18 protein-coding genes are annotated in these 17,476 nt (G+C 28.0%); 5 read left to right on the top strand and 13 right to left on the bottom strand.

The window, feature by feature from the left end:
- Positions 1-103 precede the first annotated feature (103 nt).
- Complete coding sequence (locus tag KI686_RS14175) at positions 104-1,645, top strand: glycine--tRNA ligase (RefSeq protein ID WP_237589985.1); 1,542 nt, start codon at positions 104-106, stop codon at positions 1,643-1,645.
- 67 nt (positions 1,646-1,712) lie between these two features.
- Here the strand turns inward: KI686_RS14175 and KI686_RS14170 are convergent, their stop codons facing one another.
- From KI686_RS14170 to KI686_RS14145, 6 genes are all read right to left on the bottom strand, one after another.
- On the bottom strand, positions 1,713-2,210 hold the full coding sequence (locus KI686_RS14170) for a DUF3575 domain-containing protein (protein WP_237589984.1): 498 nt from the start codon (positions 2,208-2,210) through the stop codon (positions 1,713-1,715).
- A 48-nt stretch (positions 2,211-2,258) separates the two neighbouring features.
- A complete protein-coding gene (locus tag KI686_RS14165; RefSeq protein ID WP_237589983.1) occupies positions 2,259-2,813 on the bottom strand; it encodes a DUF3575 domain-containing protein in 555 nt (184 codons plus the stop codon).
- 46 nt (positions 2,814-2,859) lie between these two features.
- On the bottom strand, positions 2,860-6,237 hold the full coding sequence (locus KI686_RS14160; RefSeq protein WP_237589982.1) for a DUF8818 domain-containing protein: 3,378 nt from the start codon (positions 6,235-6,237) through the stop codon (positions 2,860-2,862).
- A 58-nt stretch (positions 6,238-6,295) separates the two neighbouring features.
- Entirely contained in the window at positions 6,296-6,784 is a 489-nt protein-coding gene (locus KI686_RS14155) for a methylated-DNA--[protein]-cysteine S-methyltransferase (protein WP_237590016.1), read from the bottom strand.
- 2 nt (positions 6,785-6,786) lie between these two features.
- A complete protein-coding gene (locus KI686_RS14150; RefSeq protein WP_237589981.1) occupies positions 6,787-7,428 on the bottom strand; it encodes a hypothetical protein in 642 nt (213 codons plus the stop codon).
- A gap of 68 nt (positions 7,429-7,496) precedes the next feature.
- Positions 7,497-8,261, bottom strand: a complete 765-nt coding sequence (locus KI686_RS14145; protein WP_237589980.1) for a TatD family hydrolase — start codon at positions 8,259-8,261, stop codon at positions 7,497-7,499.
- A gap of 102 nt (positions 8,262-8,363) precedes the next feature.
- On the opposite strand from KI686_RS14145, the gene KI686_RS14140 reads away from it, so the two are divergent.
- Complete coding sequence (locus KI686_RS14140; RefSeq protein WP_237589979.1) at positions 8,364-9,716, top strand: DEAD/DEAH box helicase; 1,353 nt, start codon at positions 8,364-8,366, stop codon at positions 9,714-9,716.
- A 2-nt stretch (positions 9,717-9,718) separates the two neighbouring features.
- The gene (locus KI686_RS14135; protein WP_237589978.1) at positions 9,719-10,084 is read left to right on the top strand and encodes a DUF8840 domain-containing protein; all 366 of its coding nucleotides are present in this window, start codon (positions 9,719-9,721) and stop codon (positions 10,082-10,084) included.
- A 72-nt stretch (positions 10,085-10,156) separates the two neighbouring features.
- On the opposite strand, the gene KI686_RS14130 is transcribed toward KI686_RS14135, so the two are convergent.
- The 3 genes from KI686_RS14130 to KI686_RS14120 all read right to left on the bottom strand — a co-directional run bounded on the left by KI686_RS14130 (position 10,157) and on the right by KI686_RS14120 (position 12,417).
- Positions 10,157-10,927, bottom strand: a complete 771-nt coding sequence (locus tag KI686_RS14130) for a thioredoxin family protein (RefSeq protein ID WP_237589977.1) — start codon at positions 10,925-10,927, stop codon at positions 10,157-10,159.
- The gene (locus tag KI686_RS14125) at positions 10,928-11,467 is read right to left on the bottom strand and encodes a TlpA disulfide reductase family protein (protein WP_237589976.1); all 540 of its coding nucleotides are present in this window, start codon (positions 11,465-11,467) and stop codon (positions 10,928-10,930) included.
- A gap of 125 nt (positions 11,468-11,592) precedes the next feature.
- Positions 11,593-12,417, bottom strand: coding sequence for an OmpA/MotB family protein (locus KI686_RS14120; protein ID WP_237589975.1), 825 nt, complete (start codon positions 12,415-12,417; stop codon positions 11,593-11,595).
- A gap of 120 nt (positions 12,418-12,537) precedes the next feature.
- Here KI686_RS14120 and KI686_RS14115 point away from each other — a divergent pair, with 120 nt between their 5' ends.
- Positions 12,538-13,530, top strand: coding sequence for an FAD:protein FMN transferase (locus tag KI686_RS14115; protein WP_237589974.1), 993 nt, complete (start codon positions 12,538-12,540; stop codon positions 13,528-13,530).
- A gap of 68 nt (positions 13,531-13,598) precedes the next feature.
- On the top strand, positions 13,599-14,894 hold the full coding sequence (locus KI686_RS14110; RefSeq protein WP_237589973.1) for a hypothetical protein: 1,296 nt from the start codon (positions 13,599-13,601) through the stop codon (positions 14,892-14,894).
- Here KI686_RS14110 and KI686_RS14105 read toward each other — a convergent pair whose 3' ends face one another.
- From KI686_RS14105 to KI686_RS14090, 4 genes are read right to left on the bottom strand one after another with little or no spacing between them, the layout of a single operon-like run.
- Positions 14,895-15,662 carry a class I SAM-dependent methyltransferase gene (locus KI686_RS14105; RefSeq protein ID WP_438617009.1) on the bottom strand — a complete coding sequence of 256 codons (768 nt, stop codon included), beginning with the start codon at positions 15,660-15,662 and terminating at the stop codon, positions 14,895-14,897.
- A 2-nt stretch (positions 15,663-15,664) separates the two neighbouring features.
- On the bottom strand, positions 15,665-16,471 hold the full coding sequence (gene map, locus KI686_RS14100; protein WP_237589972.1) for a type I methionyl aminopeptidase: 807 nt from the start codon (positions 16,469-16,471) through the stop codon (positions 15,665-15,667).
- Positions 16,472-16,529: 58 nt separating this feature from the next.
- Positions 16,530-16,931 (bottom strand): BT0820 family HAD-type phosphatase, encoded by a 402-nt coding sequence (locus KI686_RS14095; RefSeq protein WP_237589971.1) that lies wholly within the window; start codon positions 16,929-16,931, stop codon positions 16,530-16,532.
- Positions 16,931-17,473 carry a thioredoxin family protein gene (locus KI686_RS14090; protein ID WP_237589970.1) on the bottom strand — a complete coding sequence of 181 codons (543 nt, stop codon included), beginning with the start codon at positions 17,471-17,473 and terminating at the stop codon, positions 16,931-16,933. The genes KI686_RS14095 and KI686_RS14090 overlap by 1 nt, the downstream gene beginning before the upstream one ends.
- Positions 17,474-17,476 lie beyond the last annotated feature (3 nt).

Genomic DNA, 17,476 nt, shown 5'->3' with positions numbered 1-17,476 from the left:
AGATAGTTAAAAATATCAATATTAAATAGTTGAATCTCAAACAAAAAAAGTTGAAAGATTTTTTATTGAAAAAATTTTGTAAACGTGTATATTTGCGCTCATTATGGCAAAACAAGAAGATCAATTTAAAAAAGTTTTATCGCACGCAAAAGAATATGGTTATGTTTTTCAGTCTTCTGAAATTTATGATGGATTAAGTGCGGTTTACGATTATGCTCAAAATGGAGTTGAGCTAAAGAAAAATATTAGAGATTATTGGTGGAAAGCAATGGTGCAAATGCACGAAAACATTGTGGGTATAGATGCTGCAATTTTAATGCATCCAACAACTTGGAAAGCGTCTGGCCACGTAGATGCTTTTAATGATCCTTTAATTGATAATAAAGATTCTAAAAAACGTTACAGAGCAGACGTTTTAATAGAAGATTATTGTGCAAAAATAGAAGGCAAAATAAATAAAGAAGTTGTTAAAGCAGAAAAACGTTTTGGTGATGCTTTTAATAAAGAAGAGTTTTTAGCAACCAACGGACGTGTTATTGGTTATCAAGAAAAAATAACTTCAATTTTAACAAGAATGGGTAAATCTTTAGAAAATGAAGATTTAGCAGACGTTAAGTTATTAATTGAAGAATTAGGGATTGCAGATCCATTAACAGGTTCTAAAAACTGGACAGATGTTAAGCAGTTTAACTTAATGTTTGGTACAAAATTAGGTGCTTCTGCAGAAACTGCAATGGATTTATATTTAAGACCAGAAACTGCACAAGGTATTTTTGTAAACTTTTTAAACGTACAAAAAACAGGTAGAATGAAAATTCCTTTCGGAATTGCACAAACCGGTAAAGCGTTTAGAAATGAAATTGTTGCAAGACAGTTTATTTTTAGAATGCGTGAGTTTGAACAAATGGAAATGCAATTTTTTGTAAAGCCAGGAACTCAAAAAGAATGGTATGAGCAATGGAAAGAAACGCGTTTAAAATGGCATTTATCTTTAGGGATGGGAGCAGAGAACTACCGTTTTCATGACCACGATAAATTAGCGCATTATGCAGATGCAGCAGCAGATATTGAATTTAATTTTCCTTTTGGGTTTAAAGAATTAGAAGGAATCCATTCTAGAACAGATTTTGATTTAAAAGCACACGAAGAGTATTCTGGTAAAAAATTACAATATTTTGATCATGAAGAAAATAAAAGTTACGTGCCTTATGTTGTAGAAACTTCTATTGGTTTAGATAGAATGTTTTTAGCTGTTTTTTCTAATTCTTTACAAGAAGAAGCTTTAGAAAACGGAACAACAAGAACTGTTTTAAAATTACCAGCAGTTTTAGCACCTTTTAAAGCGGCAGTTTTACCATTAGTTAAAAAAGATGGTTTACCAGAAGTAGCGCGTAAAATTATGGACGATTTAAAATGGGATTTCAACGTTTTTTATGATGAAAAAGACGCGGTTGGTAAACGTTATAGAAGACAAGATGCAGCCGGAACGCCATTTTGTATTACTGTAGATCATGATACTTTAGAAGATAATTGTGTTACCATTAGACATAGAGATACTATGGATCAAAAACGTGTTGCTATTGCAGAATTAAAAGATATAATTAAGGCAGAAGTAGATGTAAAAACTTGGTTACAAAAAATGTAATTAAATTATATAAGCATAAAAAAACCTCATCAAATTTGATGAGGTTTTTTTTTATTGTAAACTTTTTTTAAAATCGGTAACCAATGTTTAAACCAAGTCTTGGTACGATTGTAGGAGAATCTGTACCAAACAAATTTCTACCAATACCACCGTATAAATCTAAAGTTAAACCACCAGAAGCAATGTACTTTGTACCAACAGCAACACCTAAAGCTCCGTCTGTATATTTTAAGTCAAAATCTCCAGAATCTTCAACAGATTCTTTTTTCCCAGAATTTATACCAAGAAAACCTTCACCAAAAAAATTCCATTGTTGATTTGTTGTAAAATAATGACGATAATATGGTGTTATCATTGTGTTTTCATTATACCTAAAGTTAGAATCTTGTTTAGCTAAGTTAAAAAATATAGAAACACCAGCAGAAGATTCTTCAGAAATATAACTTTCATAAGAAAATTCTAAACTTTTCATTACTACAGCATCTGCAAAGTCTAATTTAATTTCTTGTTGAGAATAGGTTAAAGAACTTATTAACAAGCCTAAAACTAAAATTATTTTTTTCATTTTATTTGTAATTTTTATTAGCTACAAATTTACAAAATTTTATAGTCTTTAGAATCTATAACCTAAAGATATTCCGCCTCTACCAACAGCTTCTATAGAATTGTCATCTCCACCTAAATTTCTTCCCAATCCTAAATAGATTTCTGTTGTAAATCCGCTTTTAGAAATAAATTTACCTCCAATAGAAAAACCTAAAGCAAATTCTGTTTTGGTTACACTGTTATAATTTTCATAATAATTACCAAAATCATCAAAATAGTAATCATAATTATTGTTATCATAACTATGCAACATACCAAAACCTTCTATAAAAAAACCTCTTGCAAATTTGTTAGAAAAATACCTTCTGTAGAAAGGTGTTATAGAAAATTTCCTATACTCATCTAGGTCAGAATTTTTATCAAAACCAGCTAAAATACCTATACCAAAAGAAGATTCTTCGTTTATTAATTGTTCATAAGAAACATCTACCCACTCAAAAGCCAAAAGACCTAGCGCATTTATTTTTACTTCGTGTTTTTTATTGATGTCTTGCGGGTAATTTTCTTGAGCTACTAAAAATGTAGTTGCAAATAAAAATGCAATTAGTATAATTTTTTTCATGGTTGATTTTGATTGTCTTAAGATTGTAAAAATATAGAAAAGATAATTAAAAAATAGCTTTTAGTTGTATGCTTCCGGTATGTATTGTTTTAGAGTTCTCACTTTTTCTACCCAAATAACTTAAATTAAGATTTAAGAAATTATTTAATTTTTGATTGAATAAAAGATTCCATGTGTAGTTTTTTCCAGATTGTAAACCTTCTAACATTTGGTAAGCCACAGGTGTATTAGTATCGCCAGTAAAATTGTTTAAAAATATATTTACATCTGCAGAAATTTGATTTTTTTTACTGTTGATGTATAAATACTCTAAACCAATTTTTTGTTGTTTAAGTTGCTCAAAATCCTCTAAAATGTTTTCTTTTTTCTTAAAGTGATAAAATGCAGTAAATCTATTATTTACATTGTATAAGAAACTTATTTTTGGCTGAATTTCATTTGCTTTTACAATGTAGTTTCTATTATTAAAATTTTCTGTTTGTAATTGATTTTCTGTGTTTTTGCCCATCAACTCAAACAACCAAAAAGTTTTAAATTTATGAGCAAAATCTAATTGATGTATTTTTATATTATTTTCTTGATTACCAATAATATATTGTTGTTTGCTTTTGTTTTTACCAAACGTATAAGTAACGCTGTGTTTTTGTAGGTTTTTATTATAATAAATGCTATTTCTTACACTGTAATTTAAACCTACTAATTTGTTTTCATCAAAATTAAAAGGATTAAAATTGAACGAATTGCCAATTCTTTCTTGCTCGTTTTCTACACTTAAAAAACTTTGATTATAAAATTTAGAAAGTGTTTTTTTAAATCCAGATTTAAAAGACCAAACACGCGGATTTAAAATAAGAGATTGTGTAAAGTTAGCACTTTGGGTTGCTGTATATTGTAAGTTGGCTTTTGTTAAACGTAAATATTCTGCTTGGTCTTGAAATTCTGCAACTTCAAATTCATCAAAATCTTTAATACCATCAGAGTTGTAATCAATCCAAGTGTAATAACCTAAACCGGGTTCTGTTTTTATATAATAGTATTCTTGTCTGGCAACATTACCAGAAAAGGTTTCGTAATTTGTGCTTAGATTAATAAAGTCTTTAAATAATTTTTGACTAAAAACAACTTTAGAATTTAATGATTTTTCATCTTCCGAAAAGTTGTTTTCGGTAAATCTATAATTAGCAAAAATGCTTAAATTAGTTTGCTTGTTTTGTATTAATTTACTGTTTGCATAAAATGTTTTTCTATTATTAATCTGGGTAAATTTATTAAGTTTTATACTGTCATTATCTCTATAATTAAAACCCACTTTAGCAAAAACAGTTGCAGTATCTCCAATACCAAAATAGGTTTCTAATTCTTTAAATTGATGACTTGTATTAATATACTCTTGTGTAGAAATATCTTTTCTGCTGTTAGTTTCTAAATTGATAAATACACCTAACCATTTTTTATTTAAATCTTTTTCTACTTTTGCTTTTGCTGTAAAAAAGTAATTGTCTTCTGTTGTAGAGGTGTTTTCTAAAAAACTTCCGTTTGTGTAAAATACGGTGTTTTTTAACTTTACTTTGGCTTGTAGTTCATGTTTATTACCAGAAAAGATATCTTTATAGGTTAGGTTATTAAATCGATATAAAACAAAATCGTTTTTTTTATTATTAAGTTTAAATTCTGATTGAAATAAGCTTTTTGTGCCGTTATTGGTTAAGATATTCCAATCTCTGTTAAATTCAACAGTTTCCCATCTAAACTCGGTATCAAAGTTTTTCTGAACAAATTCGTGACTAATATTACTTTTTAACTGCCATTTTTTATCAATTAAAGTTTGTTGCCAATCTAGTTTAGAAGCAAAACCTTTATTAAGAGAATTATCTATTGTAGAAAACAAGTTTGCATCATTATTACTTAAAGCAATTTCTGCATTAATTAAAGTTTTTTTAGAAGGATTGTAGTTAGATTGTAATATAAAAACTTGTGATTTTGTAGGTGGAATTAATAGTGTTATAGGGTTATAATCACCTAAATTTTTACCAACATATAAGTAAATATTACCTGTTGCTGTACTTTGGTCTAAAATATAATCACCTAAATTAGTACCAACATTTGTAAAGGTTACGTTGTACAATTCATCTGCAGAAGTACTAGAGTACTCAAAGATTTCTTCACTTCCGGTGATTACTTTTTTGTAGAGGATCTTGTTTTCATCAAAAGTGTCTAAATATGCACTTTCAGAAACCATTAAGTCTACATTGTTACCTGCGTTTGCTAAAATCTGTTTTTGGCTGTCTGTTAGATTTTGTTGTATAGGTTGATTTTTAGCATCATTTTCTGAATAAAAATAACCAGCAATACTAAATTTTTCACTTTCATAAGAAGCTTCATCATAGGTTATAAATCTGGTATAATTTCTTTCGGAATATTGATAATCTACCCAAATTCTCATGTCATTTGTAATTGGGTAAGTGGTATTAAAAGTAATTTCGCCTAAATTATAATCTATTGTATAATCCTTCTCTTTGCCACGTTCAATTTTACTTCCATTAATATAAACTTGTTCGCTACCTTCTATAATTATAATTGAGTTTTCGTTATTTATGCCCAATATTTTATAAGGCCCTTGGTTGCCTTCTATTGCAGTTATATTAAAAGTATTAAACCTACCTCTAACAATTGCACCAGAAGCTGCTACTTTAAAATTGTTGGTAATATTAGCTTCTACTAACAACCCGGAAACTTGTTTTGTAAAAGGTAAAAAGTAACTTTTTGTGTTTTTTAAAGAAATATCTCCGGCACTAATTTGCCAATTGTCTGTAAACATTTCTATAAAAATACGATCAAAATCTGTGATGTTTTGTGAATATCCACTTTCTTGAATGGGTATATTTGTGTCAAAAATATTTGCTCTTAAAGTTACATTTTTAGATAGTTTACCCGAAATTTTTAAGTCTAAAGCAGAGTTTGTAACAGCGTTTTGATTGTTACCAGAAGTAACGCCTCTTGTTATAAAACCTTCGGTTTGTAAGCCATCAAAAAGTGTTGTGTTAGATTTTTTTTTATTAGTAGTTAAGCTATATAATACACCGTTATTTGTGCTTTTAGAAATTATTAAATTATCATCAAACGGAGTGTATGTTTTTGTGATAAAATCTGGAAGCCTAAAATACTCAACATTAATTTCTGAATGTTTTTTAGAGTTGATGATTAATATGGCTTTATTAAAATCTATTTTATATTCTGATGTGTCTAAGGCTTTTAAGGAGTGGTTTAAGACTTTAAATTCTTGAGGATTTAAAGCAACAGAATCTAATTGAATAGTGTCTTTTTTAACCAATATTTTTCTAGCTCTAAAATCTGTTGAAAAGGATTGGCTTTGGACGGAAAACCCAATAAAAAGCAACAATAAAATTAGAATTTTTTGAATCATAAAAAACGATACAATTGAAACGTAAAAATATGTTTTTTAATATTCTAAAAGTAAAAATTTAAAATAATGATTGTTGTTTTAAAGGATTTTCGTGTGCTAATAACCATTTTTTACGCCAAATGCCGCCAGCATAACCTGTTAAAGAACCATCAGAACCAATAACTCTATGGCAAGGAATAATAATCCAAATGGGGTTTTTACCATTTGCAGAAGCAACTGCTCTTATGGCTTTTACGTCTCCTAAAGCTTTACTTTGTTCTAAATAGGTTCTAGTTTTATTATATGGAATATTTAATAACTCTGTCCATACTTTTTTCTGAAATTCAGTTCCTTGCGGATTTAGTTTTAAATCGAAATTGATTCTTTTACCAGAAAAATATTCGTCTAGCTGAGTAACACAATCTTGCAAACATTTAGGAGTGTCAGAATTTGTCACTTCGAGTGCAGTAGAGAAGTCTTCATCTAAAACTGAAACAGACTGAATTCCGTTTTCGTCACCTACAATTTTCGCAGTTCCTAATGGCGTTTTATAATATGTAGTTTGTATACTCAATGGATGTTGTATTTTTCTCTTAACTCTTTAGCCTCTTTATCAGAAGAATAATTCATCATTAATAACCCTTCTACAGCTTTTATTTTTCTATTTTTAATCTGCTTTGCAATGTAATTTCTAGCTTCTTCAGTTTTTTTAAATTGATCACTAAAAATAGTAATTAATTGTTTTGGTTTTACTTTTATAAATTTGTTTTTTACAATTTGAGCAGCTATAAAATCAGAAATTAAATGAGTTTCTCTTAGATTACACACCTGAATTTGTTTTTCTATTTTCTTATCAACTGTATAAATCATCACAAAATTTTCTACACCTTTACTATACATTGGTTCTGTGTTAGAGTGTGTGTTTTTTAACCTGCCTTTATAATCATCAACAGATAATTTAATAGAAATAATATCTGTAAAACTTATTTTTTCTTTATCGATAATAAATTCATCTTCAGTTATTTTTAGTTTTCCTGTATAAGTTATATCAATATCTTCTTTAGAAAACATTGTGATAAACTGAGATATAGAGAAAACAATAAAAGAAACAATAGCTATTGGAAAAAAAACAGTTTCTAAAAAGTCAAATCCTAAATATTCTTTATTAATTAAAATAATCAAAAAAGAAAACATTGCAATACCTATACTCAAATAGGTGTAAGTTTTTGGGTGTTCAAAATTAAAGAATCTTTCTTCCGTTGTAACTGTATCAAATACCATTAAATACCAAAAACATCTTTAGAATTTTGAGTCGTAATTTCTGCAATTTCTTGATAAGAAATTCCGTAAATATCTACTAATTTATCAACTACATTGGTTAAATAAGCACTTTCGTTTCTTTTGCCTCTATAAGGAGTTGGTGCTAAATAAGGAGCATCGGTTTCTAAAACAATGTGTTTTAAATCAATTTCATTTAAAAATTTATCAATTTTACCATTTTTAAAAGTTGCAACACCACCAATTCCTAATTTCATGTTATAAGAAATAGCTTGCTTTGCTTGGTCTAAAGTTCCTGTAAAACAATGAAAAATTCCTCTTAAATCATCACTTTTTTCAGATTCTAAAACTTCAAAAACTTCATTAAAAGCATCTCTACAATGTATATTTATAGGCATTTTCTTTTCTTTTGCCCATTGTATTTGTGTTTTAAAAGCTTCTTGTTGTTGTGTTAAAAAAGATTTATCCCAATATAAATCCATGCCAATTTCTCCGATGGCATAAAATTTTCTTTGGTCGATTAAGGCTTTCACTTTTGCCAATTCTTCTAAATAATTTTCTTTAACAGAAGTAGGGTGTAAGCCCATCATTAAAAACACATCATTAGGAAACTCTTTTTCTAATGCAAACATTTTTTCTGTGTAAGTAGAATCTATAGCAGGAATAAAAAATCTTGAAATACCAGCATCTTTTGCTCTTTGAACCATTGCTGTTCTATCTTCATTAAATTGCTCTGAATATAAATGTGTGTGTGTGTCTGTAATCATTATTTTTAATAAATTTCGAGTGTAAAATTACTAAATAATCCACACGTAAACAGTTGTTGTAACTCATTTTATAAAACGTACCTTTGCAGAAAATTAAAAGAGATGACTTTTAAAGAATTAGACTTATCAAATCAACTACAATATGCTATTGACGACTTAGGATTCGAGAATCCAACGCCAATTCAAGAACAAGCATTTTCGGTAGTTAGATCTGGTAAAGATGTTGTTGGAATTGCACAAACAGGAACCGGAAAAACATTTGCTTACATGTTGCCTATTTTACGAGATTTAAAATTCTCTAAGCAACAGCATCCAAGAATTTTGGTTTTAGTACCAACGCGTGAGTTGGTTTTACAAGTAGTAGAAGAGATAGAAAAACTATCAAAATATATTAATACACGTGTTTTAGGTGTGTATGGTGGTACAAACATCAACACACAAAAACAAGCTATTTTACAAGGGCAAGATATTATTGTTGCCACACCAGGACGTTTGTACGATTTGGCATTAAGTAATGCTTTAAAGTTAAAATCGATTCAGAAATTGGTGATTGATGAGGTAGATGTAATGTTAGATTTAGGTTTCCGTTTTCAGTTGATGAATATTTTTGATGTGATTCCAGAAAAAAGACAAAACGTTTTGTTTTCTGCAACAATGACAGAAGATGTAGATGCTTTAATTTATGACTTTTTTAAAAATCCGACAAAGATTTCTGTTGCAGTAAGTGGAACTCCGTTAGATAATATTGAACAAGTTTCTTACAACATACCTAACTTTTTTACAAAAGTTAATTTGCTAAATAGTCTTTTAAAAGATAAAGAAACCTTTAATAAAGTATTAATTTTTGTTGGTTTTAAAAGAACGGCAGATTTGTTATTTAAACATTTAGAAGAAGTGTTTAATGATGAAATGTGTGTAATACACTCTAATAAAACACAGAATTATAGAATACGTTCTATCCGTCAGTTTGATGAAGGGAAAAATAGAATTTTGTTAGCCACAGATGTAATGGCGCGTGGTTTAGATTTTGATAATGTGTCTCATGTTATCAATTTTGATACTCCAGAATTTCCAGAAAATTACATGCACAGAATTGGTAGAACAGGACGTGCAGAAAAAGCAGGGAAAACAATTTTATTTTCTACAGAAAAAGAGCAAGAAGCAAAAACAGCTATAGAAACTTTAATGGATTATAAGATTCCTGTTTTAGAATTGCCGGAAGAAATAGAGATATCTAAACTATTAACCGAAGATGAACGTCCGAGAGAAGATCAAGGAATTTCTAAAAACAGAACAGGTTTAGAGTATGTTCCAGGGCCTGCTTTTCATGAAAAAAGCGAGAAAAATAGTAAAGTAAATTTAGGAGGTTCTTATAGAAGAGAAATTGCTAAAAAATATAAGAAACCTAAAACAAGAGGAGATAAAAATTACAATAAACGTAATAAGAAAAAATAAGAATGGAGATTTTAACCGAACAAGAGTTGCATAATTTAGCAATGAATATTGTAGGTGAAAAGCTTACAAAAATGGGCTATGAATTTCAGGCAATTAATAGTCAATTAAAAAGACATCCACAGTTTGTTTTATATAAAAAAGGAGAGCCTACTATTTTTGTATTGGTAAAAGCAACTAATAACATTCAAAATCCAAATGAATATGATGTACTTTGGATGGAAACTTTTAAAAATCATGCTAAAAAGCAAAATGCTAAAGTGTGGTTTGCTGGAGTAGGAATTGCAAATGCAGAAAGTGTAGAAAGTCCTGTTTTTAAAAATCAACCTTATTATGAGGCTTTTGATGACTTTGTTAAAATTTTAGAGTAATAATTGATTCAATAAAATAAAAAAGGGATTTATGTATTACATAAATCCCTTTTTATTTTTTCTATTTTAAAACTATACAGCTTTTACAGGGCAACCTATTGCCTTTGTAAAATTAGGGCTTGGTTTTTCACCTTTTTCTAAAGCCTTAATTGCATTTTCTAGATATTTAACTTTTACATCTTTAGCAGATCTTGCATTATCATCAATAGTACCAATATATTGTACTTTTTTATCTGCATCTAATAGAAACACATGCGGTGTTCTTACAGCTCCGTATTGTGGAAATATTTTTTGACCATCGTCTGCTAAATAAACAAAAGGGAATTCTTTTTCTTTAGCTCTCTCTTGCATTGCTATAAAACCTTCTTTACCTTCTTCTCCACTATAGTTAGGGTTAATTGCAATAACAGAATATCCTTTAGCAGCATATTCATTATGTATTGCTATTAAACGGTCTTCGTACATTTTAGCAAAAGGACATTCGTTACAAGTAAATACAACTATATAACCTTTGGCATTTTTTATATTTGATAAAGAAAATTGTGTTCCATCTACATTTTTAAGATTAAAATCTGTAGCAACATCACCAATTTTATAACCTCCAATTTCTTCTAATGTTTTTGTTTGCTCTGGACTATGAGCACCACCCGGAGGAGGTCCTTTTCTGTCACCATGTTCTCCTGGAGGAGGTCCTGCAGGTCTTCCGTTGTGATCTCCGTTAGGTGGACCTTGGTGTTTTTCTATATTTTCAGTTTTTTGATCTTTAGTATTATCTTTTTTACAAGATATAAAAATACTTGTTGTTAAAAAGATTACGGCAATTAATAGACTTGTTTTTTTCATTTATTGTTGTTTAAAATTTTTATAAATTTCATTTTCTAAATCAGCTAAACTCTCAAAAGAACGTTCGTAAAATAAACGTTTATCTTCATTAAAAATTATAGTAAAAGGGATTGCTCCAGACCAGTTTGGATCTATTTTGTCTATCCAAGTATTTGCATCAGGATCATCTAATAAAATTACATCTGCAGATATGTTTTTCTTTTTTAAAAAAGGTTTTAATTTTGTTTCTATATCTTTAGGGAAATCCATGCTAATAAACTTTAATTCTACATCTGTGTTTTTATTAGCAAATTCTTGTAAATAAGGCATTTCTTTAACACAAGGAGCGCACCACATTGCCCAAAAATTAATAATAACAATTTTGTTACTTTGTTTATATAAAATAGGCTCTAGTTGATTGAAATTATAAACAGGTATATTGGTAGTAATTTCTTCTTTTACTTCTTTGTTAGATTTTTTATTTATCTTTTTGTTGTTACAACTAGTACTAACTAAAAGTATTGTTATAAATATAGAAAGATATTTTATTGATTTTCTCATGAATAATTAGGATGATATTAATTAGACAGTATTAATATGAAAAAGTTTAATTGCTTAAAAAATTTTATAAATAAAAAAACCATCTGAAATTCAGATGGTTTTTAAAACTATATTTCAACTAATTATTAGTTAGCATCTTGCTCTAATAAATCAAAAAATTGATCTAATTTAGGCATAATGATGATTTTTGTTCTTCTGTTAATAGCTTTGTTTAAAGCATTATCATTTGGTGCTAAAGGAATGTATTGACTTCTACCAGCAGCAATTAATCTTTCTGGTTGTACACCGTATTTATATTGTAATATTCTAGTTACAGATGTTGCTCTTAAAGCAGATAAATCCCAGTTGTCTTGAATAATGTTTCTTTTAATAGGAGTAGTATCTGTATGACCTTCAATCATTACTTCCATTTCTGGTTGGTCGTTAATTACTTTAGCTATTTTTTCTAAAACACTGTAAGCTTTGTCAGTTACATTATAGCTACCACTTTTAAATAATAATTTATCAGAAATAGAAATAAATACAACAGTTTTTTCAACATTTACTTGAATGTCTTCATCTTGTATTCCTTCAGATAAGTTTTTAGTTAAGTGATATTTTACAGCAAGATTTATTGAATCTTTTTGAGTCATTGCTGTTCTAATACCGTTTATAAATTTATCTTTTTCACTCAATTGAGTAATAACGTTTTTAATATTATCAGAAGAAGATTGAGTTAAAACAGTTAAGTTTTCTACTTGTTTTATTGCTGTTTTTTTGTCTTCTTTTAATGAGTTTACTTGTTCTGTTAGTGAAGCAACTTTAGATGTTCCTTTTTCGTTTTCTAGTAAACTTTTTTGCAATTCTGCTTTAACATCTACTAGTTCTGATTGTAATTCTGTATAAACTTTTTTAGATACACAAGAAGTTGCAATTACAGTAATTAATAGTAGTATCGATATTTTTTTCATCTTTATTCTCTTTAATTAAAATTCACTCACAAATTTAACAAAATCAATTAACAATAATTGGATTTTTACAGATTTTATGAAAATTTTATATGTTATTTTTGTTACAAAATCTATAAACTAATGAAACTTATAAAAATAGCTGTATTATTTACAATTTTTACATTTTTATTTGCTTGTAATAAAGAAAATATTAAAAAAGATCACATTTTAAAAGGTCATGTCTTTGGTACAACATATAGTATTACATATTTAAATAGTAAACATAATTTTCAAGAATCTTTAGATAGTTTATTTTTTTTAATAAATAAATCTACATCAACATACATTCCAACATCAGATATTTCTAAAATTAATAAAGGCGATTCTACAGTAGTTGTAGATGCAATTTTTAAAGAAGTTTTTAGTAAATCTAAAAGGATTTATAAAGAAACAGAAGGGTATTTTGACCCTACGGTAGGTAATCTTGTGAATGCTTATGGTTTTGGGCCGAATAAAGAAAAAATTAACTTAACAGATGAGCAGATTAAAAACTACATGCAATATGTGGGTTTAGATAAAATTAATATAAAAAATGAAGTTGTTGTAAAAGAAGACCCAAAAATATATTTAGATTTTAATTCAATAGCAAAAGGTTTTGCGATTGATGTTGTTGCTCGTTTTTTTGATAGTAAAAAAATAGAAAATTATCTTATTGAAATAGGAGGAGAGATTCGTGCAAAAGGATTAAAAAAGAATAAACAGCCTTGGTTAATAAAATTAGTTAATCCATTAAAATCTGAAGACAATTCTGGTTTTATAAATATCAATCTTTCAGATAAATCTATGGCAACTTCTGGTAATTATAGAAAATTTAGAATAGATGAAAACGGAAAAAAATATGTACATACAATAAATCCTAAAACAGGTTATGCAACAGAAAGTAATTTATTAAGTGCATCTGTTATTGCTGGCATAGATTGTGCAGATGTAGATGCTTACGCAACAGCATTTATGGCAATGGGATTAGAAAAAACAAAACTGTTTTTAAAAGAGAATAATAAAATTAAAGTAATTCTTTTGTATTCTGATGAAAATGGTGAAATAGAGGAATATAGAACTTACAGCTACGAGTAAGAATTTATAATTTGCTGTCTAAATGATATTTATATTATATTGCAAAAAAAATAAAAATTATTATTTAAATGATGAAAAAGACAATTCTACAACTATTATGCTTGTTTTTTTTTACAGTATCTATGGCGCAATCTAATAAAGATATAGCTAATGTTTACATAAAAAGAGCTTGGGAAAAATTTAATAATCAAGAAACAAAAAAAGAATCTTTAATAGATTTTAACAAAGCAATTAGTTATTTAGATACTATAGAAGATTTAGATGTAGCAAAATTAGGAGCTTATATACATTTTGAAGTAGGAGATTTTAATGAATCTAAAAAATATGCAGAACAATATTTTTTAATTAATGGAGAAAACAAAACAGAAGAATATGTAGAGTTTGTAGAGTTGTTTGTAAATATAAATGAAGAATTAGAGGCAATAGAAGCTGCAAGAATTGCAGAAGAAAAAAGGCTTGAAGAAGAACGTTTACGAAAAGAAGAAGAGATAAGAAGAATAGAATATTTAACAAAAACATGGAATGATAAGTCTAACGCATTATCATTAAAATTAGATAGTATTTATAGCTTTAATAGAAACAAAGTTGCAGTTTATTCTAAAGATGGAAATTTTGGTATTTTAAATGATAAAGGAGTTATAATTGTAAAAGCAGACAGCTATAAAGACTTTATTAGCTATGATGGTTACATTATACTAAAAGATAAAGTTAAAGAACCAACTAAAGTATATTGTTTTAATTCTAAAAATAAGAAAGGATTTTTACTGCCAAACATATCAGATTTTAACAGATTATCTACAAATTATGGTAAAATAATGTTGCCGAGAGGTAACGGTATGCTTGTAGCTTATCCTAATAATTCTTCTAAACCGTTGGTTTACGATTTAAAATCTAAAGAATTTAAAAATTTAACTAATGATTTAGAGTTTTTAAAAGAATTAAAAAAGAGTGATATTTTAGATAAATTTAACAAAGACGGCGAGGTTAAAATAAATAAAGAATGGTATAGTTTAGGATCTTTTTTAGGAGGTGGTGTTTTTACTTTAAGTTTTGATAAAAATTTAAAAGTACATTCTTATTTATGTACTGTTGATGGTAAAGTGTTGTCTGCAAATGATTATCAATTTATTGGTCCTTATTATAAGGATAAATTTCAAGCGATTAAAGATGGTGAAATTTCTTGGATAGATTTATACGGAGTTGAAGTTGATGCTCCTAAAAATGAATTTTTAAACTACGAAGGAATTTCTAAAGTAGTAAAATTATCAGACGGAGTTTATCAGATTATGCAAAATGGAATAATAATTCTAGGAGAAGAAAAGTTAGAAAAACTACCAGATTATTTAGAGAAATTTAATGATTAATTATTTATAACATACAGGAAGAATTTCATTCTTCATCAAACAAAATCGTTCTAGTTTTTCTGGAGCGATTTTTTTTGTGTAATCTATTTCTTCAACCTTAAAACCAATAGATCTAAGTTTGTTAAAGTAATCTCTACCATAAACTCTAACATGATCATATTGTCCAAAAATCTTAGCACGTTCTTTTTTGTCAGTAATAGAATTGTCTTCAAACGTAGTTTCTCTAGATAAATCTTGTGGTATTTGAAAAATACCAAAACCACCTTTTTTCATTACTCTAAACAATTCTTGCATCGCTTTTGTATCATTTGTAATATGTTCTAATACATGATTACAAAAAATTACATCAAAAGTATTGTCATCAAAAGGTAAATTACAAATATCTGCTTTTACATCAGCAATAGGAGATTCTAAATCAGAAGTAATATAATCTAGGTTTTTTTGTTTTCTAAACAAATCTAAAAAACATTGTTCAGGTGCAATATGTAGTGTTTTAAGTTTTTTTGTTGATGTAAAAAAGTTGGTTTCATCTTTTAGAAATAGCCACATTAATCTGTGTCTTTCTAGAGATAAGGTAGATGGAGAAAGTGCATTTTCTCTTTGTTTTCCATATCCGTATGGTAAAAATTTTCGAAAACTTTTACCATCAATCGGATCTGTAAATTTATTACCTTTTAAAGTTAATGCAATAATAGGTCTAACTAAATAGCTAACTTTTATTAACCAAGGTCTTGGTACTGTATTAAGTATAGATTTAAATATAGACACAATTAGCTTGCTCTAAATTCATCTTCTTCATTAGTTTCTATACCTAACGCTTCATGAACGTATTTAAAAGTAGAAAGTAACTCTGGTTTACCATTTACAATTGCTACATCGTGTTCAAAATGTGCAGATGGTTTGTTGTCTAAAGTAGTAATAGTCCAACCATCAGAATGTTGTCTTATTTGGTGAGTTCCCATATTTGTCATAGGTTCAATGGCAACAACCATTCCTTCAACAAATTTCTTTCCTCTACCTCTTTTTCCGTAGTTAGGCATATTTGGGTCTTCATGCATTTTTCTACCTAAACCATGTCCTACCAATTCTCTTACAACTCCATAACCATGATCTTCTGTAAATTTTTGAATTGCATAACCAACATCACCAACTCTATTGCCAGCTTTAAATTCTTTAATACCAACGTATAAGCTTTTTCTAGTAATGTCTAAAAGTTTTTTAGTTTCTTCTGCAATTTCACCTACGGCAAAAGTATATGCATGATCACCATAAAAACCATTTTTTAGAGCGCCACAATCTATAGATATAATATCGCCTTCTACTAACGGGTTTTTATTAGGAATACCGTGTACAACTTGGTCATTAGGACTCATGCATAATGTGTTCGGAAAATCATACAAACCTAAAAAACCAGGTATTGCACCTTCGGCTCTAATAAAATCTTCAGCAAGTTTGTCTAAATATAAAGTAGAAACACCAGGTTTTATTTCTTTGGCAAGCATCCCTAATGTCTTAGAAACTATTAATGCACTTTCGCGCATAATTTCTATTTCTTCTCTTGTTTTTACTTTAATCATGTTAAAAAAATTGAACCGCAAAGTTACTACATTTTAGATTATTAAAAAGTATGTTTTCTTATTTGAAAAATGAGAAAAATCCTTTTTTCTTCTTTACTGGCGGCTCGTAATTAAAAATAGCTTTATGTATTGCTGTCCAACCTAAAAAACCACCAACATTTCTGTCGTCTATAAATAAATCTGCATGAATTTTGCGACTATATTTTTCATCGTATTCTTCTTCTGGAAAGTTTTTATTTATAGCGTAAAATTCTATGCCATTTTCTTTACAAAAATCTACGGCTTCTTGTAGTTTTTTTCCACTTCTGTATGTCCAAAGAATTAATCTATGTCCTTGTGATTGTAACCTTTTTAGGGTATCAAAAGCAAAAATCATTTCGTTACCAATTTTTGGATAGGCATCTTCTACAATTGTACCATCAAAATCTACAGCAATAATAAGTGGGTTTTTGGGAAGCATTAATTATCGTAAGAGTGTTTATATGTTTCTCCTGAAACAATTTTTAATATATCTTTTTCTAAAGATTCTCTAGCATATTCTACATATCTACCAATTTCTTTATCATTTTTATAAAAAATAAAAGTTGGTACTCTTATAATATTAAAACCTTCTTGTAAATTATCTGGTGTTTTTTTACTTCTATTTACGGTTACTAATTCTAGATTATTTAAATTATAGTCCGTTTGGTCTAAAATTTTGTAAAAATGTGGTACTTCTCTTTTACTATCTCCGCACCAAGTACCCATAAAAGCTTTAATTTTTATCCCTTTTAATTCTTTTTTAAGAGCATCAATTGTGGCTTTATCTGGGTTGTATTCGTTAAACTTTGGATTAAACCAAGAGTTATAAGGTGCCTGATTAAAAGATTCTTTATTAGCTAAACCAACTAAGTTGCCTTTTTTATTTTTAATTGCAGTTATCTCTTTAGCCTTAACTGTTTTTTGTTGTGCAGAACAAGAGGCTAAGATGATTATACAGCTTAATAAAAAAAGTTTTTTCATTTT

The sequence above is a fragment of the Polaribacter sargassicola genome, assembly GCF_021991835.1.
Taxonomy (GTDB): Bacteria; Bacteroidota; Bacteroidia; order Flavobacteriales; family Flavobacteriaceae; genus Polaribacter; species Polaribacter sargassicola.
The sequence above is the reverse complement of the archived record's forward strand: the minus strand, read 5'-3'. Positions and strand labels throughout refer to the sequence as shown.